Source organism: Nocardiopsis sp. FR4 (assembly GCF_009830945.1).
GTDB lineage: Bacteria > Actinomycetota > Actinomycetes > Streptosporangiales > Streptosporangiaceae > Nocardiopsis.
Genome location: NZ_VWVV01000035.1, coordinates 1 through 22,105, shown reverse-complemented (window position 1 = coordinate 22,105; position 22,105 = coordinate 1). Strand labels below are relative to the sequence as shown.

21 protein-coding genes are annotated in these 22,105 nt (G+C 72.7%); 15 read left to right on the top strand and 6 right to left on the bottom strand.

Going from position 1 to position 22,105, the window contains the following annotated elements; all coding sequences use genetic code 11:
- The first annotated feature begins 149 nt into the window (after positions 1–149).
- From FYW95_RS24235 to ccsB, 12 genes are all read left to right on the top strand, one after another.
- Positions 150–755: a C40 family peptidase gene (locus tag FYW95_RS24235; protein ID WP_159944127.1), complete on the top strand. Its 606-nt coding sequence runs from the start codon at positions 150–152 to the stop codon at positions 753–755.
- 410 nt (positions 756–1,165) lie between these two features.
- A complete protein-coding gene (locus tag FYW95_RS24230) occupies positions 1,166–2,110 on the top strand; it encodes a sugar phosphate isomerase/epimerase family protein (protein WP_159944128.1) in 945 nt (314 codons plus the stop codon).
- 96 nt (positions 2,111–2,206) lie between these two features.
- The gene (gene proC, locus FYW95_RS24225) at positions 2,207–3,001 is read left to right on the top strand and encodes a pyrroline-5-carboxylate reductase (protein ID WP_159944129.1); all 795 of its coding nucleotides are present in this window, start codon (positions 2,207–2,209) and stop codon (positions 2,999–3,001) included.
- 518 nt (positions 3,002–3,519) lie between these two features.
- Complete coding sequence (locus tag FYW95_RS24220; RefSeq protein WP_201295014.1) at positions 3,520–5,073, top strand: DUF1109 domain-containing protein; 1,554 nt, start codon at positions 3,520–3,522, stop codon at positions 5,071–5,073.
- A 398-nt stretch (positions 5,074–5,471) separates the two neighbouring features.
- The gene (locus tag FYW95_RS24215) at positions 5,472–6,476 is read left to right on the top strand and encodes a hypothetical protein (RefSeq protein WP_159944131.1); all 1,005 of its coding nucleotides are present in this window, start codon (positions 5,472–5,474) and stop codon (positions 6,474–6,476) included.
- Between the two features lie 148 nt (positions 6,477–6,624).
- Positions 6,625–7,785 carry an acetoin utilization protein AcuC gene (locus FYW95_RS24210; RefSeq protein WP_160050890.1) on the top strand — a complete coding sequence of 387 codons (1,161 nt, stop codon included), beginning with the start codon at positions 6,625–6,627 and terminating at the stop codon, positions 7,783–7,785.
- A gap of 179 nt (positions 7,786–7,964) precedes the next feature.
- The gene (locus tag FYW95_RS24205) at positions 7,965–8,762 is read left to right on the top strand and encodes a phosphatase (RefSeq protein ID WP_159944133.1); all 798 of its coding nucleotides are present in this window, start codon (positions 7,965–7,967) and stop codon (positions 8,760–8,762) included.
- Positions 8,763–9,008: 246 nt separating this feature from the next.
- Positions 9,009–9,212 (top strand): helix-turn-helix domain-containing protein, encoded by a 204-nt coding sequence (locus tag FYW95_RS24200; RefSeq protein WP_013155995.1) that lies wholly within the window; start codon positions 9,009–9,011, stop codon positions 9,210–9,212.
- 294 nt (positions 9,213–9,506) lie between these two features.
- Positions 9,507–10,235: a TlpA family protein disulfide reductase gene (locus FYW95_RS24195; RefSeq protein WP_159944155.1), complete on the top strand. Its 729-nt coding sequence runs from the start codon at positions 9,507–9,509 to the stop codon at positions 10,233–10,235.
- Positions 10,235–11,065, top strand: coding sequence for a cytochrome c biogenesis CcdA family protein (locus FYW95_RS24190; RefSeq protein ID WP_160050883.1), 831 nt, complete (start codon positions 10,235–10,237; stop codon positions 11,063–11,065). The genes FYW95_RS24195 and FYW95_RS24190 overlap by 1 nt, the downstream gene beginning before the upstream one ends.
- Complete coding sequence (locus FYW95_RS24185; protein ID WP_159944135.1) at positions 11,065–12,711, top strand: cytochrome c biogenesis protein ResB; 1,647 nt, start codon at positions 11,065–11,067, stop codon at positions 12,709–12,711. Before FYW95_RS24190 ends, FYW95_RS24185 begins: the two co-directional genes overlap by 1 nt.
- A gap of 3 nt (positions 12,712–12,714) precedes the next feature.
- Positions 12,715–13,710 carry a c-type cytochrome biogenesis protein CcsB gene (gene ccsB / locus FYW95_RS24180; RefSeq protein WP_159944136.1) on the top strand — a complete coding sequence of 332 codons (996 nt, stop codon included), beginning with the start codon at positions 12,715–12,717 and terminating at the stop codon, positions 13,708–13,710.
- Between the two features lie 65 nt (positions 13,711–13,775).
- Here the strand turns inward: ccsB and FYW95_RS24175 are convergent, their stop codons facing one another.
- Positions 13,776–14,750: a LacI family DNA-binding transcriptional regulator gene (locus FYW95_RS24175; RefSeq protein WP_159944137.1), complete on the bottom strand. Its 975-nt coding sequence runs from the start codon at positions 14,748–14,750 to the stop codon at positions 13,776–13,778.
- Positions 14,751–14,935: 185 nt separating this feature from the next.
- On the opposite strand from FYW95_RS24175, the gene FYW95_RS24170 reads away from it, so the two are divergent.
- Positions 14,936–16,219, top strand: a complete 1,284-nt coding sequence (locus FYW95_RS24170; protein ID WP_159944138.1) for a pectate lyase family protein — start codon at positions 14,936–14,938, stop codon at positions 16,217–16,219.
- Between the two features lie 124 nt (positions 16,220–16,343).
- Here the strand turns inward: FYW95_RS24170 and FYW95_RS24165 are convergent, their stop codons facing one another.
- Both FYW95_RS24165 and FYW95_RS24160 read right to left on the bottom strand, forming a co-directional pair.
- Positions 16,344–16,697, bottom strand: a complete 354-nt coding sequence (locus FYW95_RS24165; protein WP_159944139.1) for a PLD nuclease N-terminal domain-containing protein — start codon at positions 16,695–16,697, stop codon at positions 16,344–16,346.
- A gap of 149 nt (positions 16,698–16,846) precedes the next feature.
- The gene (locus tag FYW95_RS24160; RefSeq protein ID WP_017535950.1) at positions 16,847–17,047 is read right to left on the bottom strand and encodes a BldC family transcriptional regulator; all 201 of its coding nucleotides are present in this window, start codon (positions 17,045–17,047) and stop codon (positions 16,847–16,849) included.
- A gap of 425 nt (positions 17,048–17,472) precedes the next feature.
- Between FYW95_RS24160 and FYW95_RS24155 the strand changes: the two genes are divergently transcribed.
- Positions 17,473–17,808, top strand: coding sequence for a DUF4229 domain-containing protein (locus FYW95_RS24155; protein WP_159944140.1), 336 nt, complete (start codon positions 17,473–17,475; stop codon positions 17,806–17,808).
- Positions 17,809–17,826: 18 nt separating this feature from the next.
- On the opposite strand, the gene FYW95_RS24150 is transcribed toward FYW95_RS24155, so the two are convergent.
- Together FYW95_RS24150 and FYW95_RS24145 are read right to left on the bottom strand one after the other, a co-directional pair.
- A complete protein-coding gene (locus FYW95_RS24150; protein ID WP_159944141.1) occupies positions 17,827–19,074 on the bottom strand; it encodes an MFS transporter in 1,248 nt (415 codons plus the stop codon).
- Positions 19,071–19,679 (bottom strand): winged helix-turn-helix domain-containing protein, encoded by a 609-nt coding sequence (locus tag FYW95_RS24145; RefSeq protein ID WP_159944142.1) that lies wholly within the window; start codon positions 19,677–19,679, stop codon positions 19,071–19,073. The genes FYW95_RS24150 and FYW95_RS24145 overlap by 4 nt, the downstream gene beginning before the upstream one ends.
- Positions 19,680–19,844: 165 nt before the next feature.
- On the opposite strand from FYW95_RS24145, the gene FYW95_RS24140 reads away from it, so the two are divergent.
- Positions 19,845–20,273: a hypothetical protein gene (locus tag FYW95_RS24140; RefSeq protein WP_159944143.1), complete on the top strand. Its 429-nt coding sequence runs from the start codon at positions 19,845–19,847 to the stop codon at positions 20,271–20,273.
- A 3-nt stretch (positions 20,274–20,276) separates the two neighbouring features.
- On the opposite strand, the gene FYW95_RS24135 is transcribed toward FYW95_RS24140, so the two are convergent.
- Positions 20,277–21,545, bottom strand: coding sequence for a TolB-like translocation protein (locus FYW95_RS24135; protein WP_159944144.1), 1,269 nt, complete (start codon positions 21,543–21,545; stop codon positions 20,277–20,279).
- Between the last annotated feature and the right edge of the window lie 560 nt (positions 21,546–22,105).

The window sequence follows — 22,105 nt, the reverse complement described above, 5'->3', positions numbered from 1 at the left end:
TCAAGGACTCTTTACCTTCTTTGGTCACCAGTAGCGCTACGGAGAGTGACATATCGCGTTTTCTGTGTGACGAATGGTGAGGACGTCGCGGCGGAGAGATCCACGTCACAGTGGCGTGGGCGTCGTGACGCGCAGGGGGAACCACCGTCATGCGGATACCGCGCCACCACGAGCAAACGCAGGCCTGCCGCCCCACGGACCCGGGGCGGCGGGCCGTGTCCGTTCACACGCGACGCAGAGGGCCGCGCGCGCTCGCCGTCGCCGGGCTGACCGCGGTCGTGCTGGCCGCCGGAACGCCGCCCGCCCCGGCCCGGACCGCCCAGCCCGCACCGGCCGGACCGGTCGGGCCGACCGCCGTGGGGGAGGCCGGGGGGCCCGCCCGGGTCCACCAGCTGTCCTCCTCGAAGGTGGAGGAGGCGATCAGCGCGGCCGAGTCCCAGAAGGGCACCCCCTACGGCTGGGGGGGTACCGGGCCGCACAGGTTCGACTGCTCGGGCCTGGTCCAGTGGTCCTTCAAGCAGGCCGGGATGAGCCTGCCCCGCGTGGCCCACGACCAGGTCAGGTCCGGGACCCGCGTCTCCTATTCCGACGCCCGCAGGGGGGACATCCTCTACTGGGCCGACAGCGGAGGGTACGCCTACCACGTCGCCATCTACCTGGGCGACGGCCGCATGATCGACGCCCCGCGTTCGGGGGACCACGTCCGCGAGCGGGCGGTGCACCGCCACAACCTCAGAGGAGCGGTCCGGCTGTGACGCCGGGCGGGCCTCGCGCACGGCGCTGACGGCCCTCCTCCACGCCCCGGGCGCGCAGCCCGGCCAACACGCCCCGAGAGCACCCCGGACCCGGTGCTCACCACCGCCTCCGCCGCGGATCCGCCGTCCCGGACGCCAACGGATCCGAGGGCCCGGGTGGACAGCGGGCGGGGCACCCGACATCCACCGGCGCCGCGAGGACGCGGCGGCCGGAACCACGTACCAGGACCCGCGGCCGTACCCGCGGGCCGGCCGTTCCACGGTGTACGGACCGTGGAACGGCCCGGAACGCCCGGGAGCGGCGCGCCGCCCCGTCGCACCCTCCCGCCGCCCTCCGTCGCGGAGAACGCCACGCCGCGTTCACGCGGGCGGGAGGCGAGAGGAGGACGAAAGCACATAGTCTGTGTGCCGTGAGCCCTATCCAGGTCCCAGACGCGCCCGTCGTCCTGTCGTCGGCGTCGGTCTACCCGGAGAAGACCCCGGCCGCCTTCGAGATCGCGGCGAAGCTGGGGTATGACGGCGTGGAGGTGCTCGTCTCCTCCGACCCCGCCAGTCAGGACATCGAACTCCTCCGGCGCCTCTCGGACTACCACCAGATGCCCGTCACCGCCGTCCACGCTCCCTGCCTGGTCCTCACCCAGCGTGTGTGGGGCCGGGAGCCCTGGCACAAGCTCGTCCGCTCCAAGGAGATGGCCGAGGCCCTGGGGGCCACGACCGTCGTGGTGCACCCCGCCTTCCGCTGGCAGCGCGAGTACGCCCGCGACTTCGAGGCCGGTGTCGCCCGGATGCAGGACGAGACCGACGTCGTCTTCGCGGTCGAGAACATGTATCCGGTGCGGGTGCGCGACCGCGAGGTCGTCCCCTACGCGCCGAGCTGGAACCCGCTGGACCGCGACTACCCCGACGTCACCCTCGACATGTCGCACACCGCCATGTCCGGGTCCGACGCCCTGGACATGGCCAAGCGCCTGGGCGACCGCCTCTCCCACGTCCACGTGGCCGACGGCCTCGGCGGCCAGAACCTCGACGAGCACCTCATCCCCGGGCGCGGCCGACAGCGGGTCGGGGAGGTCCTGGAGTACCTCGCCGAGGGCGGCTTCGAGGGCCAGCTGGTCCTGGAGGTGAGCACCCGCAAGGCCCCCGACCGCCAGGCGCGCATGCGCGAGCTGGCCGAGGCGCTGGCTTTCACCCGGCTGCACTTCGCCCGGCCCGCCGCCTCCCCGGACCAGCCGCGTGACCGGCGCGAGCGCATCGCCCTGCTGCGCCGCCAGCCCGGCCCGCCGCCGCACCGCTTCGCGGTGGACGCCAGCGGCACCGCCGACGACGAGGGCACGGTCGAGCCGGGCCGCGAGTGAGCCCGCCGCCCCGAGCGCGGCCGCTGGCCGGGGCCGCCGTCCGCTGCGGTTCCCGGATGCGGCTAGCGTGGGAGGTCTCCGCAGGAAGGACCCTTCATGATCGCGATCATCGGCGCCGGAAAGATGGGCGAGGCGCTGCTCGCCGGGATGCTGGCCAAGGGACACGCGCCCGGGGACGTGCTCGTCACCGAGCCGCGTGAGGAGCACGCCCGGGAGCTGCGCGAACGCTACGGGGTCGAGGTGGTCCCCGCCGCGGAGGCCGCCAAGCGCGCCGACACGCTGCTGCTCGCGCTCAAGCCCCAGGACATGGTGGCGCTGCTGGACGACCTGTCCGCGCACCTGGGCTCCGACCGCCTGGTGATCTCCGTCGCGGCGGGGATCACCACCGCCGTGCTGGAGGCCCACCTGCCCGCGGGCACGCCCGTGGTCCGGGCCATGCCCAACACCCCCGCGCTCATGGGGCAGGGGATGACCGCCCTGGCGGGCGGCGCCCACACCGCGACGGCCCACCTGGAGCGCGCCGAGGCCCTGCTCGGCACGGTCGGCGAGGTGATCCGCGTGGCCGAGCAGCACATGGACACCGTCACCGCCATCTCCGGAAGCGGTCCCGCCTACTTCTACTTCATCGCCGAGACGATGATCGAGGCCGGTGTGGCGATGGGCATGCCGCGCGCCACCGCCCAGAAGCTGGTCGGCCAGACCATCACGGGGGCCGCCGCCATGCTCAACGACTCGGGCGAGCACCCCGTCGTGCTGCGCGAGGCCGTGACCTCGCCGGGAGGCACCACGGCGGCCGCGCTGCGGGAGCTGGAACGGCACGGCGTGCGCACGGCCTTCACGGACGCGATCGAAGCCGCCCGGGACCGCAGCGGGGCTCTCTCCGGCAGCTGACGGGCACGGGTGGCCGGAAGCGGTCCGTCCTGGGAGCGACGGCGTCATCACGCATGGGTAATGTGCTTAGGGAAGGGCTGACTTGAGCCCTTTCGCTCCCGCCGTGCGCGGCTTTTCCCCGTCTCCCGAACCCAGGGTCCCCCATGACTGCTCCTCCCCCTCCCCCTCCCTCTGATTCCTCGCGGCCGCCCGGAGGAGGTGTACCGCCCTCGGGCGGTACACCCCCCGGAGCCCAGCCCCAGCGGACGCCCCCCGGCGGTACGCCCGCGGGCGGCGTGCCCCACGGTCCGACCGGCGGCCAGCCGGGTGTGGGCCACCCCGGCGGCGCTCACCCGACCGGTGGCCAGCCGGGCGGCCACCCCACCGGCGGCACCCCCGCCGCCGGGATGTACGCGGCCGGAAGGCAGGGCCCGCCCCCGGGCGGAATGCCGCCTGGCGGAATGCCGCCCCCCGGCGGAATGCCCCCCGGCGGAATGCCCCCCGGTGGAATGCCGCCGGGCGGTCCGCCTCCCGGAGGGATGCCCCCCGGTGGCCCGCCTCCGGGCGGAATGCCCCAGTTCGGCGGTCCGCCCCCGCAGCCGCCCAAGCGCCCCCGCCTGGGCCTGCTCTCCTCGCCGTCGGCGGTGCGCGCCGCGCTGCTGAACCTCTCCGGCACCGGCGCCGGGTACTTCTACCTGCGCCAGTGGCCGTTCTTCGCCGTCGCGGCGGTCCTCACCCTCGGCCTGCTGGTGGCGGCCGCGATCGTCGGCGCCACCGACAACGTCCTGCTCTGGGCGCTGGTCTTCGCCGCCTGGTTCGCCGCCGCGGCGGTGCACGGCCTCTTCGCCGGGCGCTCCCGTGACGAGCGCGCCCTCGGCCGGGGGGAACAGCCCGCCAAGGGCAGGATGCCGTTCGTCGTGGCCGCCGTGCTGGTGGTCGCCCTGGTCGTCTCGGTCACCGGCGTGTGGCAAGCGGGTGAGTGGCGGCTGCGCACGGCCGACGCCGCCCACGCGCGCGGCGAGTGCGCTCCGGGCGAGGCCGTGGCCGCCTACGAGGGCGTGGAGAACCTCTTCCAGCTCTCCTTCTCCCCGTCGCTGATGGAACGCGCCCGGGCGGGCGCCGAGGCCTGCGTGCTGCTGGACCGCGCCCAGGCCGACGTGGACTCCGGGGACTACGAGCGGGCGCTGGAATCCTACGCCTCCTACTTCAACCACCCCGCCTCCCGCTGGGAGGACACCGACGGTGAGATCGCCGACATCCACCTGTCCTACGCGGCCGACCTGGTGTCGACGGCGCGGGAGGGCTACCGCGGCGAGGTCACCGAGGACTACCGCGAGAGCATGCGCCAGGCCCACGAGGTCTACAGCGTGATCCCCGTGGACTACGAGGGCACCGAGGCGGCCGGGCAGGTGCCCACCGCGCTCGCCGAGATGTACGAGACCGGCACCGGCGAGTACGCCGACGAGCGCTGGTGCGCGGGCTTCGACCAGATCGACGTGTTCGCCGACCTGGACTGGTCGGCCGTTCCCGAGGTCGCCGAGCGCATCGCCACCGAGCGCCCGGACGCCGCGCTCCGGTGCGGCTGGGAGCACGTCGACGCGGGCCGCTTCTCCCCGGCCGAGGACATGGTGGACCTCCTGGAGTCGGAGTACCCCGACCACGAGGCCGCCGACGTCGAGAAGATGACGGTCCACATCGGCGCCGGGAAGATCGAGGAGGAGATGGACACCCTCACCATCCTCGGCGAGAGCGACTTCAACTCCACTCCGACCAGCAGCTCCGGCAGCGGCAAGGCCGTTCTGGAGGTCACCAACAACACCCCGTTCGAGATGCGGTTCCTCTACGTCGGGCCGGACAAGGTCCACGACGAGATCATCACGGCCGCCTGTGAGAACTGCGAGGTCTACACCTCTCCGCCCACGGGCAACTCCTGCTTCGACGACGGCGACGTGATGCGGGTGGAGTTCGACCCGGGCAAGTACCGGGTCCTGCTCACCTCGTCCGAGTCGCTCTTCGACAAGCCGCTGCACGGCAACATCACCTTCGAGGCGGGCGACAAGCACCAGGTCTGCTACTACAAGATGGAGCAGTAGCCCCGCGGCCCGGGGCCGGAGCGCGAAGGGACCCCGCGCTCCGGTCCCGGGGCCGTCCGCGTTGAGCCGCCGGTCCCCGCACGTTCACGTCGGACGCCCGCACGGGTCCGGGGCGCGTCCGGCACCGGACCCGCCCCGACGCCCACGACCGTTCCCCGGTCCGGCGTCCCGCGCCTGCCCCGGGCCTCGGCCGGATAAGGTGTGGCGCGGCGCGCGTACGGCCCCTCCGGCCATCGCGCGCCCGACCTCCCCCCGCCTCTCCCCGCTCAGGTCCCCCCATGACTCCTCCCCCTTCCGCGTCCGGCCCCGTCCAGCCGGGGACCGCTCCGTCCCCGGACACGCCTCCGGACGGAACGCCCCGGTCCGGCGGCTCGCAGCCGCGGCCGCGCAGGGGACGGGTGCCCTTCGCCCTGGCCGCCGTGCTGGTGGTCGCCCTGGTCGTCTCGGTCACCGGCGTGTGGCAGGCGGGTGAGTGGCGGCTGCGCACGGCCGACGCCGCCCACGCGCGCGGTGAGTGCGCTCCGGATGGGGCCGCGGCCGCCTATGAGAGCGCGCGGAGCCTCTCCCGGCTCTCCCTCTCCTCGTCGCTGACGGAGCGGGCCCTCTCCGGGGCCGAGGCCTGCGCGCTCCTCGAGAGCGCGCGGGCCGGTGCCGTGGCCGGGGAGTACGGTCAGGCCCTGGACTCCTACGGCGCCTACTCCGCCCATCCCGCCTCCCGCTGGGAGGGCACGGACGGTGAGCTCGCCGCGCTGTACGAGGCGGGCACCGGCGGGTACGCCGACGAGCGCTGGTGCGCGGGCTTCGACCAGATCGAGGTGTTCGCCCACGCGGACTGGGAGGCCGTTCCCGAGGTCGCCGAGCGCATCGCCGCCGAGCACCCGGACGCCGCGTTCCGCTGCGCCCGGGAGAGCCTCGACGAGGGGGATCTCGGTACCGCCGAGGACGTCATCGACCTCCTGGAGTCGGAGTACCCCGACCACGAGACCGACGAGGTCGGGAGGATGGCCGCCCGCGTCGGCGCCGAGCGCCTCGGGCAGAGGATGGACGCCATAGCCAGCTTCGGGGAGGAGGAACTGACGATGCCCCCCACCCGGAGCTCCGGCGCCGGCGGGAGCGTCCTGGAGATCAGCAACGGTGTTCCGTACCCGATGCGCCTGTTCTACGTGGGTCCGGACGCCGTCCACGGCGAGATCACCGCTCCCGCGTGCGAGGGGTGCGGGACCTATGACACGTGGGAGCAGGACGTCCCCTGCTCCGGACCCGTCCTGCGCGCGGAACTGGAACCGGGGGAGTACCGGCTGCTGCTCACCTGGGACGGTGACACCGGCCACCCGTGGCACGGCACCGCCGACATCGCCGTCGGCGGTCTGCACGAGGCCTGCTTCGTCTACTACAGGGAGTAGCCCGCCCGTCCCGGTTCCGGCCCCGGGACGGTCGCACCCGCACCCCCGGGTTTCGGTCCGGTACCCGTTTGTGCGTACTGTGTGCTTCGGAGCACGTACACGTGGAACGGGGGTCACCATGGGAGGGCGCACGTCCTGCTCGCTTCGGGTGGCATGGGACGACGGACTCACCGCCTACGACTTCGGCCCCCAGCACCCGCTGGCACCGGTCCGCGTCGAGCTGACCATGGCGCTCAGCCGCGAGCTCGGCGTCCTGGACGCGCCCGGGGTCGGCCTGCTGGACGTCGAACCGGCCTCGGACGAACTCCTCGGCCTGGTGCACGACCGCGCCTACATCGAGGCGGTCAAGCGCGCGGGCCGGACCCTGGAGCCCGACGACGCCCACATGCTGGGCACCTCGGACAACCCCGTCTTCAAGGACATGCACGACGCCGCCGCGCTCATCTCGGGGGCCTCCGTGGCCGCCGCCCGGGCCGTGTGGTCGGGGGAGACCGCGCACGCCGCCAACGTCGCGGGCGGCCTGCACCACGCCATGCGCAGCAACGCGTGGGGCTTCTGCGTCTACAACGACCCCGCCCTGGCCATCGCGTGGCTGCTGGAGCAGGGCGCCAAGCGCATCGCCTACGTGGACGTGGACGTCCACCACGGGGACGGCGTCCAGAGCGCCTTCTACAACGATCCGCGGGTGCTCACCATCAGCCTCCACGAGTCGCCGGCGACCCTCTTCCCCGGCACCGGCCAGGCCAGCGAGACCGGCGGTCCGGACGCCGAGGGGTACGCGGTCAACGTCGCCCTCCCCGCCGGGACCGGCGACAGCGGCTGGCACCGCGCCTTCGACGCCGTCGTGCCGCCGCTGCTGCACGAGTTCCAGCCCGAGATCCTGGTGACCCAGCAGGGCTGCGACACCCACGCCCTGGACCCGCTGGCCAACCTCACCCTGAGCCTGGACGGCCAGCGCCGCGCCTACACCGAACTGCACCGCCTCGCGCAGAAGACGGCGGGCGGCCGGTGGCTTCTGTTCGGCGGCGGCGGATACGGCCTCGTGCAGGTGGTCCCCCGGGCCTGGACCCACCTGCTGGGCGAGGCCGCGGGCCGCCCGATCGACCCGGAGACCGAGACCCCGCAGGGCTGGCGCGACTTCGTGCGCCAGCGCACCGGGGAGCTGGCACCGCTGTACATGACCGACGGCCGCGAGGTGGCCTTCGAGCCCTTCGAGGACGGCTACGACCCCGGCGACCCGGTGGACCGCGCGATCCACGCCACCCGCACCGCCGTCTTCCCCAGCCACGGCATCGACCCGAGTCTGTAACCGCTCCTCCGCCGGAGATAACACCCCGGTGTCGACCGGGCGAATTCCGCGACCCCCGCGCGTGGCACGCCCGAAGCGGGTAGGACAGAGGTTGAATACCGGGCGAACAGGAGCAGGCGTCGTGGTGGCCGCAGGGCGTGGCGCACGCTCGCTGCGCAGACGAGGAAGGGGAACGCCAGGTGACGCCGCCGACACGCGCTGAACTGATCACCTATCTGGTGCGCACGGGGATCGCCGGACACGTCGACACCCCACGCCAGAACAACCTTCGGCACTACCGGCGGCTCGTCCAGAAGGACCCCTACCACCAGTTCGGCCTCACCTTCTCCCACGACTGGACCTACGAGGAGGTCCTGTCCCTGATGAGCAAGCGCTGCGGGGTGGTGGCCGACGAGGAGTACGTCTGGGGGATCGACACCATCGACCCCGACCTGACCATCGACGCCCTGGAGGCGGTCGCCGACCGCCTCGCCCTGGCCGCCGAGCGCCGCGAGCGCGTCATGTTCGCCACCGGACACCCCCGCAACCTCCGGGAGACCTACCGCGCGTGGAAGGACTCCCTCGTCGCTCAGGGGTGCCCGGTTGTTACCGCAGGGGCCGGCTACTCCTACGAAGTGACCACGGAACGGCCGCCCAACCGCCGGATCGTGGTCTGGGAGGATGAGGTGGCCCTCGTGACGGATACCCGCCTCGCACGCCACAGCCATCACCCCTTCGCCATGCGTGCCATCCTGGCGGACCTCGCGGAGCGGCAGGCGCCGTGGCCGCAGTTGGTCATCGCCGACCACGGGTTCGCGGGTGCGGCGGGGGAGGCGGGAGTGCCCACGATCGGCTTCGCCGACTGCAACGACCCGGCCCTCTTCCTCGCCGAGGCGGAGGGGAAACTCCTGGTCACCGTACCTCTGGACGACGGATACCTACCCGAGGACTACGCGCCGCTGCGCGATTACGTCCTCGCCCGCGCCGGTCTGTTGTGACCGGGGGCGACCATTTATACCCACGGCTAAACCTCATCTGACCCGTCATCAACGCATATCGCCAAAGACAGCAGAAACGGCCTTTCGCCGGAGGGAACTCGGCTCTACCCTGAAAACGGACGTGTCAGTAGTGACAGCATGACACGCTGGCGTGGCGTGTGGTCGGGTACATCGGGGTCGCCGCCGTACACCGCGCCGGGCTGAAGGATAGACAATGCTCACGTCCGGGAATGAGGGCGTCGGAAGATGAACGGGAGCAAGCCTCCTCTCGAAGAGGTCAGGTTCTTGACCGTGGCGGAGGTCGCCACGATCATGCGTGTGTCCAAGATGACCGTTTACCGAATGGTGCACTCGGGAGTTCTCCCCGCGATCCGCGTGGGGCGTTCCTACCGGGTTCCCGAGCGGGCCGTGCACGACTACCTCCGCGAGGCCTTCGTCGAGGCTGGTTGATCCAGGGCCGGGCCGACCGGGGCTGCCCCCAGCCACCGGTCAGCCGACCACCACGGGGGCGGTGTCCTGCGGCCATCGCCCCCGCTCCTCCCTCTCCCTCCCGCGCACCCCCTCCACGGGTCCGCGTCCCCCTCCGCGGTTCCCGGAGGTCCCCTCCGCGTTGTGCCGGGGCGGCGGAGTCGTGTCCAGGGCATCTACTACACTTTGTCGTTGTTGTAGTCGCCCTGTTCACACCCCGTTCGCGAGGTCACCTCGATGCCCAGCACCAGCGCCGGTAGGCACCGGAGCCGCGCCGTGCCGCGCCTGGCGGCGACCGCCCTCGCCGCCGCCCTCGCCCTCACCGGCTGCGCCGGGGGTACCGAGATCCAGAGCGGCGACGAGGACAGCCGCTTCGTCTCGGGGGACGGCAGCGCCACCTCCTTCGCCGCCGACGAGCGGGTCGGGGCCCCCGACGTCACCGGGACCACCCTGGGCGGCGACGAGGTCTCCCTCCGCGACTACGAGGGCGGGATCCTCGTCCTCAACGTGTGGGCGAGCTGGTGCGGCCCCTGCCGGGCCGAGCAGCCCGTGCTCGACGAGGTCCACACCGAGTACGCCGACCTGGGCGTGGACTTCCTCGGCGTGAACATCAAGGACGACGAGACCGCCGCCCGGGCCTACGCGGACAACAAGGGCGTCGCCTACCCGAGCCTGTACGACCAGCCCGGCGAGGTGCCGCAGGCCTTCCGCGACACCGTTCCGCCCCGGTCCATCCCCAGCACGCTCGTCATCGACCCCGAGGGCCGCATCGCCGCGCGCGTCATCGGCCCGACCACCTACAACCAGCTGACCGGCCTGCTCGACCCGCTCGTGGTCGAGTTCGGCCTCGGCGACCCGGAGGAGCGCCCGCGCGTCGCGGAGCAGGAGACCGGGCGGGCCGGGGAGAGCGAGCGGCCGGAGGAACCCGGTCAGGAGGCCGGCGCGGAGACCTCCGGGGACGGCGCGGACGAGGAGCCCGAGGCGGGCTCCGGGGACGGCGGCTGATGGACCCGATCGGTACCACCGTCCTGTCCGGCTCCCTGCTCGCCGCGGTCCCGCTCGCCCTGGCCGCCGGGCTGGTGTCCTTCCTGTCCCCCTGCGTGCTCCCGCTCGTGCCCGGCTACCTGTCCTACGTGACCGGCATGAGCGGCACCCAGACGCGCGAGAGCGCGGGCGCCGCCGGGGGCGGGTCGGGCGGCACCGCCACGGCGACCGCCACGGCGACGGCCGCCGAGGCCGACGCCGCCCTGGCCGCGCGCCGCTGGACCATGGTCACCGGCAGCGTCCTGTTCATCGCCGGGTTCACCCTCGTCTTCGTGGCCGTCGGCGGCTTCGTCGGCTGGCTCGGTGAGGTCCTCATGGACTACACCGACCCCATCACCCGGGTCCTCGGCGTCCTCACCGTCGTCCTCGGGCTGGCCTTCATGGGCCTGCTGCCGGGCTTCGGCCGCGAGTTCCGCTTCCACCGCCTGCCCCGGGCCGGGCTGGCGGGCGCGCCCCTGCTCGGCGTCCTGTTCGGCCTGGGCTGGACCCCCTGCATCGGCCCGACCCTGGCCGCCGTGCAGACCCTGGCCTTCGTCGAGGGCGGGGCCGGGCGCGGCATGCTGCTGTCCCTGGCCTACTGCGTCGGGCTCGGACTGCCGTTCGTGCTGGCCTCGCTGCTGTACCGGCGCGCGCTGACCGCCTTCGGCTGGCTCAAGCGCCGCACCCGCCTGGTCACCGTGATCGGCGGGGCCATGCTCGTCCTGGTCGGCCTGGCGATGGTGACCGGGCTGTGGACGCACCTGACCATCGCCATGCAGGGCTGGGCCGCCGACTTCCAGACGGTGATCTGATGAGCACGACCACGAACGACACCGAGGCCGGGACGGACAACGCGTCCGGGAGCGGGCCCAGGGGGCTGGGCCCGGCCGGCTGGCTGCGCTGGGCCTGGCGGATCCTCACCTCCATGCGCACCGCGCTGATCCTGCTGTTCCTGCTGGCGGTCGGCGCCATCCCCGGCTCGATCCTGCCGCAGAACGTCGTCAGCGTCGACCAGGTGAACTCCTACTTCCAGGACCACCCCGACCTCGCGCCCTGGCTGGACCGGCTCTATCTCTTCGACGTCTTCTCCTCGCCCTGGTACGCGGCGATCTACCTGCTGCTGTTCGTCTCCCTGGCGGGCTGCGTCATCCCGCGCGCGGTCGCGCACGCCCGCGCGATCCGGGCCCGCCCCGTGCGGACCCCCCGCCACCTGGGCCGCATGCCCTACGCGGCCCGGTTCACCACGGACGCCGCGCCGGAGACCGTCCTGGACCAGGCCCGCGCGGTCCTGAAGGGCTACCGCACCGAGCGCTACGGCGACTCGGTCTCGGCCGAGACCGGCTACCTGCGCGAGGCGGGCAACGTACTGTTCCACCTGGCGCTGCTGGGCCTGCTGCTGGCCCTGGCCGCCGGGGCCTTCTTCGGCTACCGCGGCAACCTGCTGCTGGTGGAGGGTGACGGCTTCGCCAACACCCTGCCCTCCTACGACGCCATCTACCCCGGGCACTGGACCGACACCGACGACCTGGAGCCCTTCACCCTCCACCTGGACGACTTCGAGGCCACCTTCATCGAGGAAGGCAACCTCAGCGGCCAGGCCGAGTCCTACGTCGCGGACGTGACCTACCGGGAGTCCCCGGAGGCGGAGGAGGGCCGGCACCGGCTGGAGGTCAACCACCCGCTGAGCGTGAACGGCGTGCAGGTCTACCTGCTCGGCCACGGCTACGCGCCCGAGTTCGAGGTCCGCAACGCCGAGGGGGAGGTGGTCTTCGACCAGGCCGTCCCCTTCATCCACCGCGACACCCGCTCCTTCACCTCCGACGGCGTCGTCAAGGTGCCCGACACCGGCGGCGAGGAGCTGGGCTTCGTGGGCGTGTTCCTGCCCAGCGCCGTGGAGACCGAGGGCGGCGAGCTGGTCTCGGACTTCCCCGACGCGCGCGATCCCCGCGTTACCCTGGAGGGCTACCAGGGCGATCTGGGGCTGGTCGACCCGCAGTCGGTCTACCAGCTGCGCACCACCGGCATGGAGCCGCTCGGGAGTTCGCCCGTCATGGAGATCGGCGACACCTGGGAGCTCCCCGACGGTGCCGGGTCGATCACCTTCTCGGGCTACCGGGAGTACGTCAGCCTCCAGACCAACCGGGACGGCGCCCGGCTGCCCGCGCTGACCGCGGCCTCTCTGGCCGTGCTCGGCCTCGTCATCACCCTGTTCGTCCGCCCGCGCCGCGTGTGGGTGCGCGCGGAGCGGACCGGGGACGGCCGCACCAGGGTGGAGCTGGCCGGACTCGGCAAGACCGAGGTGGCCGGGAACAACGCCGAGTTCCACGAACTGACCACGGACCTCGCCCGACGGCTCCGCAGCGGGCCCGGCGGCACCCCGCCTTCCCCCGGGCCCGACGAGGGGTCCGGACCCCATTCACCAACCGACCCGCCAGAGTCGACGACAACGAGGGAGTGACCGGTGACGTACACACTCGCCGGAACGGTGGACGAGACGATGGCGTCGGCCAGTGACTCACTGATCATCGCGATGATCGTCACGTACGCGGCCGCCCTGTTCCTCTTCGCCATCGAGGCCGCCTACGGACGGCGCACCAAGCTGAAGGCCGGCAGGCTCATGCCGGTCGGCGCCGGCGCGGCCGAGGACGGCGCCGACGACGCGATCGAGGTCAACGTCCGCACCGCCGAGGGCGAGGCACGGGCCTCCCAGAGCGTCCTGGGCACGATCGCCCTGGGCGTGACCGGACTCGGGTTCGCCATGGGCGTGGCCCAAATCGTCACCCGGGGCCTGGCCGCCGGGCGGTGGCCGTGGGGCAACATGTTCGAGTTCGTCGTGGCCCTGTGCCTGGTCGCGGTGGGCGGCCTGCTCTACGCCTCGCTGCGCTACCAGGCCCGCTTCCTCGGCGCGTTCGTGCTGGTCCCCGTGCTGATCCTGCTCGGCATCGGCGTCCGGTGGCTGTACGTGGACCCGGGCCCGCTGATCCCGGCACTGCACTCCTACTGGGTGCCCATCCACGTGACCGCGGCCATCCTCGCGGGCGGCGCGTTCATGGTCTCCGGCGCGGCGGGCGTCACCTACCTGGTCTCCCACCGGGCCGAGGCCAGGCGCGCGCTGGGCGAGAGGGTCACCGGCGTCGCGGGCCGCCTGCCCAGCCCCGAGCTGCTGGACCGCATCTCCCACCGCTTCATCCTCTTCGCCTTCCCGCTGTGGACCTTCGGCATCATCGCCGGTTCCATCTGGGCCGACGAGGCCTGGGGACGCTTCTGGGGCTGGGACCCCAAGGAGGTCTGGTCGTTCATCTCCTGGGTGATCTACGCGGCCTACCTGCACGCCCGGGCCACCGGCGGCTGGCGCGGGCCCAAGGCCACCTGGATCAACGTGGTGGGCTTCGCGACCATCCTGTTCAACTTCTTCGCGGTCAACTACATGTTCAGCGGCCTGCACTCCTACGCCTGAACCGCCGCCGGAACGAGGGGTCCCGCCGGGTGCGGGGCCCCTCGCCGTATCCGGGCCCCGGGGGGTCAGCCCGCGGGGGGAGCGGTGGACCCGCGCACGATCAGCCGGGTGTCCAGGGTGACGGTGCCCGGGGCGTCCCCGCTGGTGATCCGGCGCAGCAGGAGGTCGATGGCGGCCCGCCCGGCGGCGGCGGTGGGCATGTCGACCGTGGTGAGGTCGCAGTGGCGGGCGGTGTCGGTGTTGTCCACGCCCACCACGCTGAGGTCGTCCGGCACGGCCAGGCCGCGCGAGCGCAGCTCCCCCACCAGGCCGAGGGCGACCAGGTCGTTGTAGGCCAGGGCGGCGGTGGCCCCGGTGGCGAGCAGGTCCGGCGCGGCGGCGGCCCCGCCCTCCTCGGTGGGCTGGTTGGGGCCCAGGCGGTGCAGGCGCACTCCGTGCCGCTCGGCCTCCTCGGCGGCGGCGCGCTCCAGGTTCTGGTTGGTCCAGGAGGCGCGGGGGCCGGAGAGCAGGGCGACCTCGCGGTGCCCGAGGCCGGCGAGGTGCTCCACCGCCTGGCGGGCTCCGGAGGCCACGTCCATCAGGACGGCGGGCAGGCCCGGGGGGCGGCGGTTGACGACGACGAAGGGGACGTCGGCGCTGAGTTCGTTGATCACGCGGTTGCTCAGGCGGGACGCGACCAGCAGGGCACCGTCGACCTGGGTGGCCATGGAGCGGATCAGCTCCTCCTCCACACGGGCCTGCTCGTCGGTGTCGGCGACGAAGACGTGGTGGTCGCTCGCGCGGGCGTGCGCCTGGGCCGCCTTGATCAGCGGCGGGAAGAAGGGGTTGGCGATGTCGGCGACGATCAGCCCCAGGTTGCCGGTGCGGCGCGTGGACAGGGCGCGGGCGGCCCGGTTGGGCCGGTAGCCGAGCTGGTGGGCGGCGGCGAGCACGCGGGCGCGGGTCTCGGCGTTGACCAGGTGCGCGGCGGAGAAGGTCCGGGAGACGGTGGAGACGTGGACGCCGCTCGCGTGGGCGACGTCCTTGATGGTCACGGCCACCCGTGGCCTCCTTTGCGTTGGTATGGACAGAGACTAACGGCAATCGGTTGTGGTTGGCCACTGCGTGCTTTGGTGGTTGGTGCCCGGTTTTCCGCAGTTTTCCCGGGTCAAGGGGTTGACGGAAACACGGGCGATAAGAGATGTTCATGCAACCGTTTGCAAATTCCCCCCTGAGGAGAAGAACCATGCGCAAGCTCGCACTTCCTCTGAGCGCGGTGTTGGTGATGACCGCCGTGGCACCCGTCCAGGCCGCCCCCGACATCGGCAGGCAGGTTCTGGCGGAGGGCGACGGCTGGGGCTCGGCCGGTGCCGGCACCACCGGAGGCTCGCAGGCCGCCGCGGAAAGCGTCTTCCGCGTCTCCACCGCCGAGGAGTTCCGCCAGGCGGTACGCGGTGACCAGCCCAAGATCGTCTACGTGGAGGGCCTGATCGACGCCAACACGGCGCCGGACGGCACCCCCCTGTCCTGCGAGGACTACGCGGTGGACGGCTACACCCTGGAGGACTACCTGGCCGCCTACGACCCCGAGGTGTGGGGTTGGAAGGACCCCAGCGGCCCGCTGGAGGAGGCCCGCGAGGCGTCCTACCGGGTGCAGGCCGAGCGGGTCCGGGTGAACGTCGGCTCGAACACCACCATCGTGGGCGCCGGGGACGACGCCGAGCTGACCGGCATGCACCTGCGGGTCACCGACGTCGAGAACGTCATCCTCCGCAACCTGACCTTCTCCGACGCGCACGACTGCTTCCCCGGCTGGGACCCGAACGACAGCGGCAGCGGCAACTGGAACTCCGAGTACGACCAGCTGGAGGTCTCGGGTTCCACCAACGTCTGGATCGACCACAACACCTTCGACGACGGCGACAACCCGGGCGCCGAGCTGCCGGAGTACTTCGGGCGCAAGTACGAGGTGCACGACGGCCTGCTCGACATCGTGCGCGAGGCCGACCTGGTGACAGTGTCGTACAACCACTTCGACGGCCGCGACAAGGCCATCCTCATCGGCAACAGCAACAGCCGGACCACCGACCGCGGCAAGCTGCGCACGACCTTCCACCACAACCACTTCGACGGTCTGGGCCAGCGCGCGCCGCGCCTGCGCTTCGGTCAGGTTCACGTGTACAACAACTACTACACGCTGGCCGGGGACCTGTACCAGTACAGCCTGGGCGCGGGCAAGGAGTCGCACCTGTACGTGGAGAACAACCTGTTCGACCTGCGCGACGGCATCGGCGCCGAGCAGATCATCGAGAACTGGGGCGGCACCGACGTCGCGGGGCACGGCAACGCGGTGCTGCACGAGGGCCGCGGGCGCCTGGGCTTCGTCGACCTCGTCCAGGCCTACAACGACGCCAACCCCGACAAGGCCCTGGGGACCGAGCAGACCTGGACCCCGGAGTACGCCGGGAAGGTGCAGCCGGTGCACGCGCTGCGCGGCCTGCCCCGTAGGACGGGCGCCGGGCACCTGTAACCTCGGGACTCGCGCTTCGCTTCGGCCCGGTCGCGAGCAGGCCGGGGGCGGACAGCGGTGGGGCCGCGCCCTTTCGGGCGCGGCCCCACCGTCGTCAGCTCAGTCTGTCAGTGCGTCGTCGCGATCACTCGTCCGGGTCGATGCGGCGGTTGAGCCGTCTGAGGAACTCGGGGTCGTCATCCGGCCCCAGCGGATGCGTGCTCCCCGAGGGTTTTGCGAAGTCGGACGGGTCGAGGTCGTCGGCCGAGGAGAGGCCCGCTGCCGGGGAGGGCGCGCTCCCGGCGACGGCGTCCTGGCGCGGGCGGCCGAGGAAGAGCCACAGGATCGAACCGACCGGCATGAACAGCGCGATGACCACCACCCACAAGACCTTCGGCAGGTTGCGCACCTCAGCGGACGGGGTGGTGAGCGCATCGAAGAACGCGTACACCCAGAGAACGATCGATACGAGCGTGATCAGGCCACCAAGCCACACCATGGTTCCAGCCTAACTCTTGCTGTCCACTCCTCACGGTCGGCACACCTGCCCAGGGCCGCGGGAGGCCCTCGGAGCGCTCACACCGTGGACGGAGCGGCCAGGGGATACAGGCGTACCCCGGGTATACCCGCTCTCGGAGAGGCCTTCGTTCAGGGGGTGCTCTCGCTCGGTTCCCCGAGCAGGAGCGCGCGCACCTCGGACTCTCTGAAGCGGCGGTGGCCGCCCGGGGTCCGGATGCTGCTGATCCGCCCGGAGGCGGCCCAGCGGGTCACGGTCTTGGGATCAACCCGGAAGAGTGATGCCACTTCCCCGGGGGTCAACAGGCGTTCGCTTGCTCGTTCCACCTTCACATTCCCCCAATCATGCCCGCCTCGGACTGCGGGGGCGGCGGGCGTTTGATCCCCTAGTGTGCACGAGTTGGTCCGTTTCCTCCCTAGTTTTCGGAGAAATTGCGGTGTTGGGGGGAGGAGTACGGGATATGTGACCGGAACGTGATGTTCGGGCCCTGCTGTCGGGATTGGAAACATCCCATGACGCTGTGAATCGGGTCCGTATACGTTCCGACCGCCTGTGCGGAGGGCGACACACCGCCCCGCCGCCCGGTGCACCGGGCACGCCCTTAACCTGGAGACAAGGACATGCGAGACCCACCCGCCCGACCCCGTGCAGGGGTCGGAGGCGCCACGGACCACGGTCGCGGACCGGTCGCCTGCGCGTCGCCGGTGGGCATGGCGACCAATCTAGTCCAGGTAAACGTCTGTTGTGAGGCTTTTGGATGCGTAGCTTGCTGACCTACACCGTCGCCCGCCTGGGCCTGTTCGCGGCGGCCTTCGGAGTGGTCTACCTTTTCGGCGCCCGTGAGTGGATCGCGCTCATCCTCGCCTGGCTGATCAGCGGACTGGCCTCCTACGTCCTGCTGTCCACGCTGCGGGACCAGATCTCCACCAGCGCCGTGCGGCGGATCGAGAGCCGCCGCGGCGCCAACGTGGGCGACCGCCTCTCCGGCGGGGCCGCACGGGAGGACGGCCTCCAGGAGGAGGCCCCCGCCGCCCCGTCGGCCGCCGACGGCCGGGACGCTGGCGATGAGGCCCCGGCGGCCCGCGAGTCCTGAGCGGACCGGCCGGCCCGGTCACCCCGGCGGGCCCTGCCCGGGGGCCCGGACCCGGCCGGGGCCCGGGGCCGAGAGCCCCGGCGCGGCTCTGCCCACCACCGGGGCCAGGGCCGCGACCAGGTAGACGGCCGCGCAGGCCACGAGCACCGGCGCCACTCCTGCCAGCACGACCGCCGCCCCCGCCACGGGCGCGCCGAGCGGGGCCGCAAGCCGGGCCAGCGCGCCGATCATCGCGGTACCGCGCCCCACGGCGCGGCGGGGCAGGCGCTCGAACAGCACCGCGCCCAGGATCGGGTTGAGCACGCCGCCGCCCAGCCCCGAGACACCCCACACCACCAGCACCGCCCACAGCGGAACGTCCAGCGCCAGCACCAGCAGGCGGGGCGGTCCGGCCACCACCAGCGCGACGAGGAACACCGCCCGCCGGGGCAGCAGGTGCCCCACGGCCGCGGCCGCCAGCGAGCCGGCCACGGAGGCGGCCCCGAGCACGCCGCCGACCGCGCCGACCACCGCCGGGCCCATGCCGTTCTCCCTGACCCACACCGGCAGCAGCACCGAGGTCACGGACATGTCGATCATGTTGGTCACCGCCAGCACGACCACCAGCGCCCGCAGCGTGGGGTCGTGCCAGACCACCCGCCACCCGGTGCGCAGCCGGGCCAGGTAGCCCGCCTCCGCCTCGGGGTCTCCCGCCGGGTCCGGGCGGTCCGCGGGCTGGGTGGCGGCCAGCACCCCCGCCGCGGCCAGGAGCAGGGCGGCGTTGGCGTACAGGGCGGGCAGTTCGCCCGCCAGGGACACGAACCCGCCCGCGGCGAACGGCCCCACCGTCATGGAGAGCCGGTCCACGGTCCCGGTGAGCCCGGTGACCCGCTCCATCCGCAGACCGCCGCGCTCGGCCACGGCCGGGGCCAGGGACACCTTGGCCGCCTCGGCCGGGCCCGTGGCCAGGCCGATCACGGTGACCAGGACCAGGAGCACCGGGAGGGGGAGCAGCCCGGCCGTGTGCAGGACCGGTACGCACGCCACCGCCCCCGCCGCGACCAGGTCGGCGCGTACGCTCACCGCGCGCTGGCCGATCCGGTCGAGCACGGGGCCGGCCAGCAGCCGGGCCAGGGTGTAGGAGCCGATCTCGCAGAGGGCCACCACGCCCATGGCGGTGGGGCTTCCGGTGCTCTCCAGCACGAACCAGGGGATGGCGATCATGGCCACCCGGGTGGCGGTGTAGCAGAGGGTCTGGGCGGTGAGCAGGCCTGCCAGGCCCCTCACGTGGCGTCCCCCGCGTCAGCACCGTGCTCCCCGGGGTCGGGGAAGGCGGCGAACTGGATGTGCACCGGGCGGCTGCCGGGGGCGCCGGTCTCGCGCGTGTAGCGGTCGAAGAGCGCGCGGACCTCCCGTCGGAACTCGGCGAGCTCCTCCAGGGTGAGCCGGGTGCGCCGCCCGGACATCACCTGGGCCTCACGCCAGCCCTCGGGCTGGGCCGCCCACAGGTCGACGGCGGCGGCCAGCTCCTCGCTCCAGCTGGCGGCCAGCGCCAGGCGCACGGCGGTGCTCAGCTCGGGTTCGTCGGTGTCCAGGTGCTCGGGGAAGCGGAAGCCCTCATGCCGGGCCCGCCACCAGCGCTCCCGGGAGGTGCCGAGGTCGGGGTCCTCCTCGATGAACCCGTGGGTCTCCAACTGCCTCAGGTGGTAGCTGGCCGAGGCCGAGGAGGCGCCGACCCACTCCGCGACGGTCTTGCCGGTGGCGGGGCCGCGGTCCTGGAGCAGGGTGAGGATGCGTACGCGCAGGGGGTGGGCCAGCCCGCGCAGGGAGCGGGCGTCGAGGGTCGTGGCCCGGGCGAAGGGGTCGGGAAGGCGGGGGGTGCTGTCGCTCATGCCGTTACGGTAAATAACCAAAATTCCTTGGCCAAGGAGTCTTGGCCAACCATTCTTGGCCATATGCGGACACGGTGTCGCGACGGGATACCGAAAAGCGGAAAAGGCACAGGTGACGGGGGCCCGCATGGTATTCGTCGAACCGGAGAGCAACGGGAGGACGTGATGACCGAATACACCGTGACCGTGGTCTGGGACGAGGGCCTGTGGTCCGTCGCCGTCGACGGTCTGCCGAGGCACGCCGCCGGGCTCGCCGACCACAGGCACCTCTCCGAGCTCAGGGACGAGGTCCCCGAGGCCATCGCCGACCTGACCGACAGCGACCCCGAGGACTTCACGATCACCTGGCGCTACGAGCTCGGGGGCCGGGACGTCACAGAGGAACTCCTCCTCTACCTGGCGGCGGAGGAGCGGTTCCGCGCGTCCCAGCGCGAGCGGGACAGGACCCGGGACCGGATCCTGGAGTCCCTGCGTGACGCGGGCCTGTCCCCGGGGCAGATGGCGGACATCGTCGGCATCCCGCACCAGCGCGTCCACCAACTCCTCCACCGGGTGGACGCGCCGGTGCGCGGCGGCCGCGGGGCCGCGGTCTGAGGGTCAGGACAGCGGGAACATCCCCAGGCGGGCGTGGTACTCCCCGGCGAGCCGGTCGGTGTCGCTGCCCACGTAGAGCCCGTCGGAGGTGGCGTGCAGCGCCTCCACGCCGTGCCCGCGCGTGCGTCCGGGGTTCCACTCCAGGGCCTTGCCGGTGCGCGGGTCCACGGCGGCGATGCCCTCCCGGGCCACCGACCCGGGTCCGGGGTTGAGCGCGCCCTCGGGGTTGTCCATCCAGCGCTGGTGCCCGCCCACGTACACCGCTTGGGAGGTGACCTCCACCGCGTACAGCGAGTCGCCGCCGGTCTTGTTGCTCCAGGTGGGCTCCATACCGGGCGCGTCGGTGTTCTCGAAGCGGGACACGGACTTGCACAGGCCCGGCTTGACCTCGGGGCCGCCCGCGGTCACCACGGCGAAGTAGGAGCCGTCCGGGGCGAAGGCCATCTGCCGCATGTAGGTGTGGATCCGGGAGTAGTCGCACTCCGGCTCGTAGGCCCTGGTGGACCACGCCGTGGGCGTGCCGCCGGCGGTGTCGAGCATGGCGATCTGGTAGCGGTCCTTGCCGTTCACCTTCGTGAACGTGCCGTTGACCACCAGCCGCCGCCCGTCCGGGCTCAGCGCCATGTCCTGGACCTTGAGGGCGCCCCGGCGGGGCTCGGACACGCGCGGCGCGAAGCCCGGGTCCACCTTCCCGGTGCGGGCGTCGAGGCGGGCCAGAGCGGCCTGCCCGCCCCCGTTGACCCCGGAGAAGGTGCCGCCGACGTAGAGGTTGTCGCCGTCCCCGGCGATCCGGGTGGCGTGGCCGCCGTCGAGGGCGGCGCGGAACTCCGGCACCGCCCGGCCGTCGCGCAGCGACAGGCGGGTCAGCCCCCGGGACGGCCTGCCGTTGACGGTCTGGAACTCGCCGCCCGCGATCACCGTCCCCTCCGGGCCCTCGGCCAGGGAGGTGACGGTGCCGTCCACGCGCGGCTCGAAGCCGCGCAGCAGCCGACCGGTGCCGTGCTCGAACGCGAACAGGTTGCGTATGTCGCGGGCGCGGCCCCCGTCGGCCTCGGCCACCTGGTTGAACTTCCCGGCGACCACCACGGTGTCCCCGATGAGCAGGATGTCCTTGACCGTCCCGTCCAGGACGTGCGGGGTCCACGGCGCGGGCTTCTCGCTCACCACGCGCGCGTGGTCGACGGGTGGCGCGGCCGGTGCCGCTGCGGCGGTGCCGGTGGGCATCAGGAGGAACGCGCCCACGAGGGCGAGGAACGGACGGGTGGAATTCACGGAGGACTCTCCTTGGTCGTACGGCCGGGGCCCGGGGCCTGGTGTCGACCGTATTCTTGCAAAGAGTGGCCGTAAAATCACAAAGAGTGACTGGCTTTGCGGTGTGTGTCCGTGAATCCGCCGCCGGAGAGCGGCGGTCCGCTGACGCCGTCGAAGCGTACGCCGTCCCCGCCCCACCGGGCCGGAGGCCGCCCGGCCTGCGCCGAGCGTCCACACGCCGACCTGGTCCGGTGAACCGTCGGGCCCGGCAGCCGCCCCCCGCGGGGCCTGCCTGTGGCGCCGTACTCCCAAGCGGACCGGGGCGGCGCGGTGGTCGTCCGCCCGGGCCGAGCCCGCCCCGGCCCGGTCCCGGGGCGGGCTCGGCCCGGTCCTCCGCCACCGACGTTGGGGTGTCCCAGGGGAGGACCGGGTCGCCGAGCCGCCTTCACCGACGAGCGGCCAGCACAGCCGAGAGGCCCTCGCGCAGGTCCTCGACGAAGTACTCGGGAACCTCCAGCGAGGGGAAGTGCCCCCCGGTCTCGGGCGACCTCCACCGGACGATCTGCCGGTACCGCTCCCGC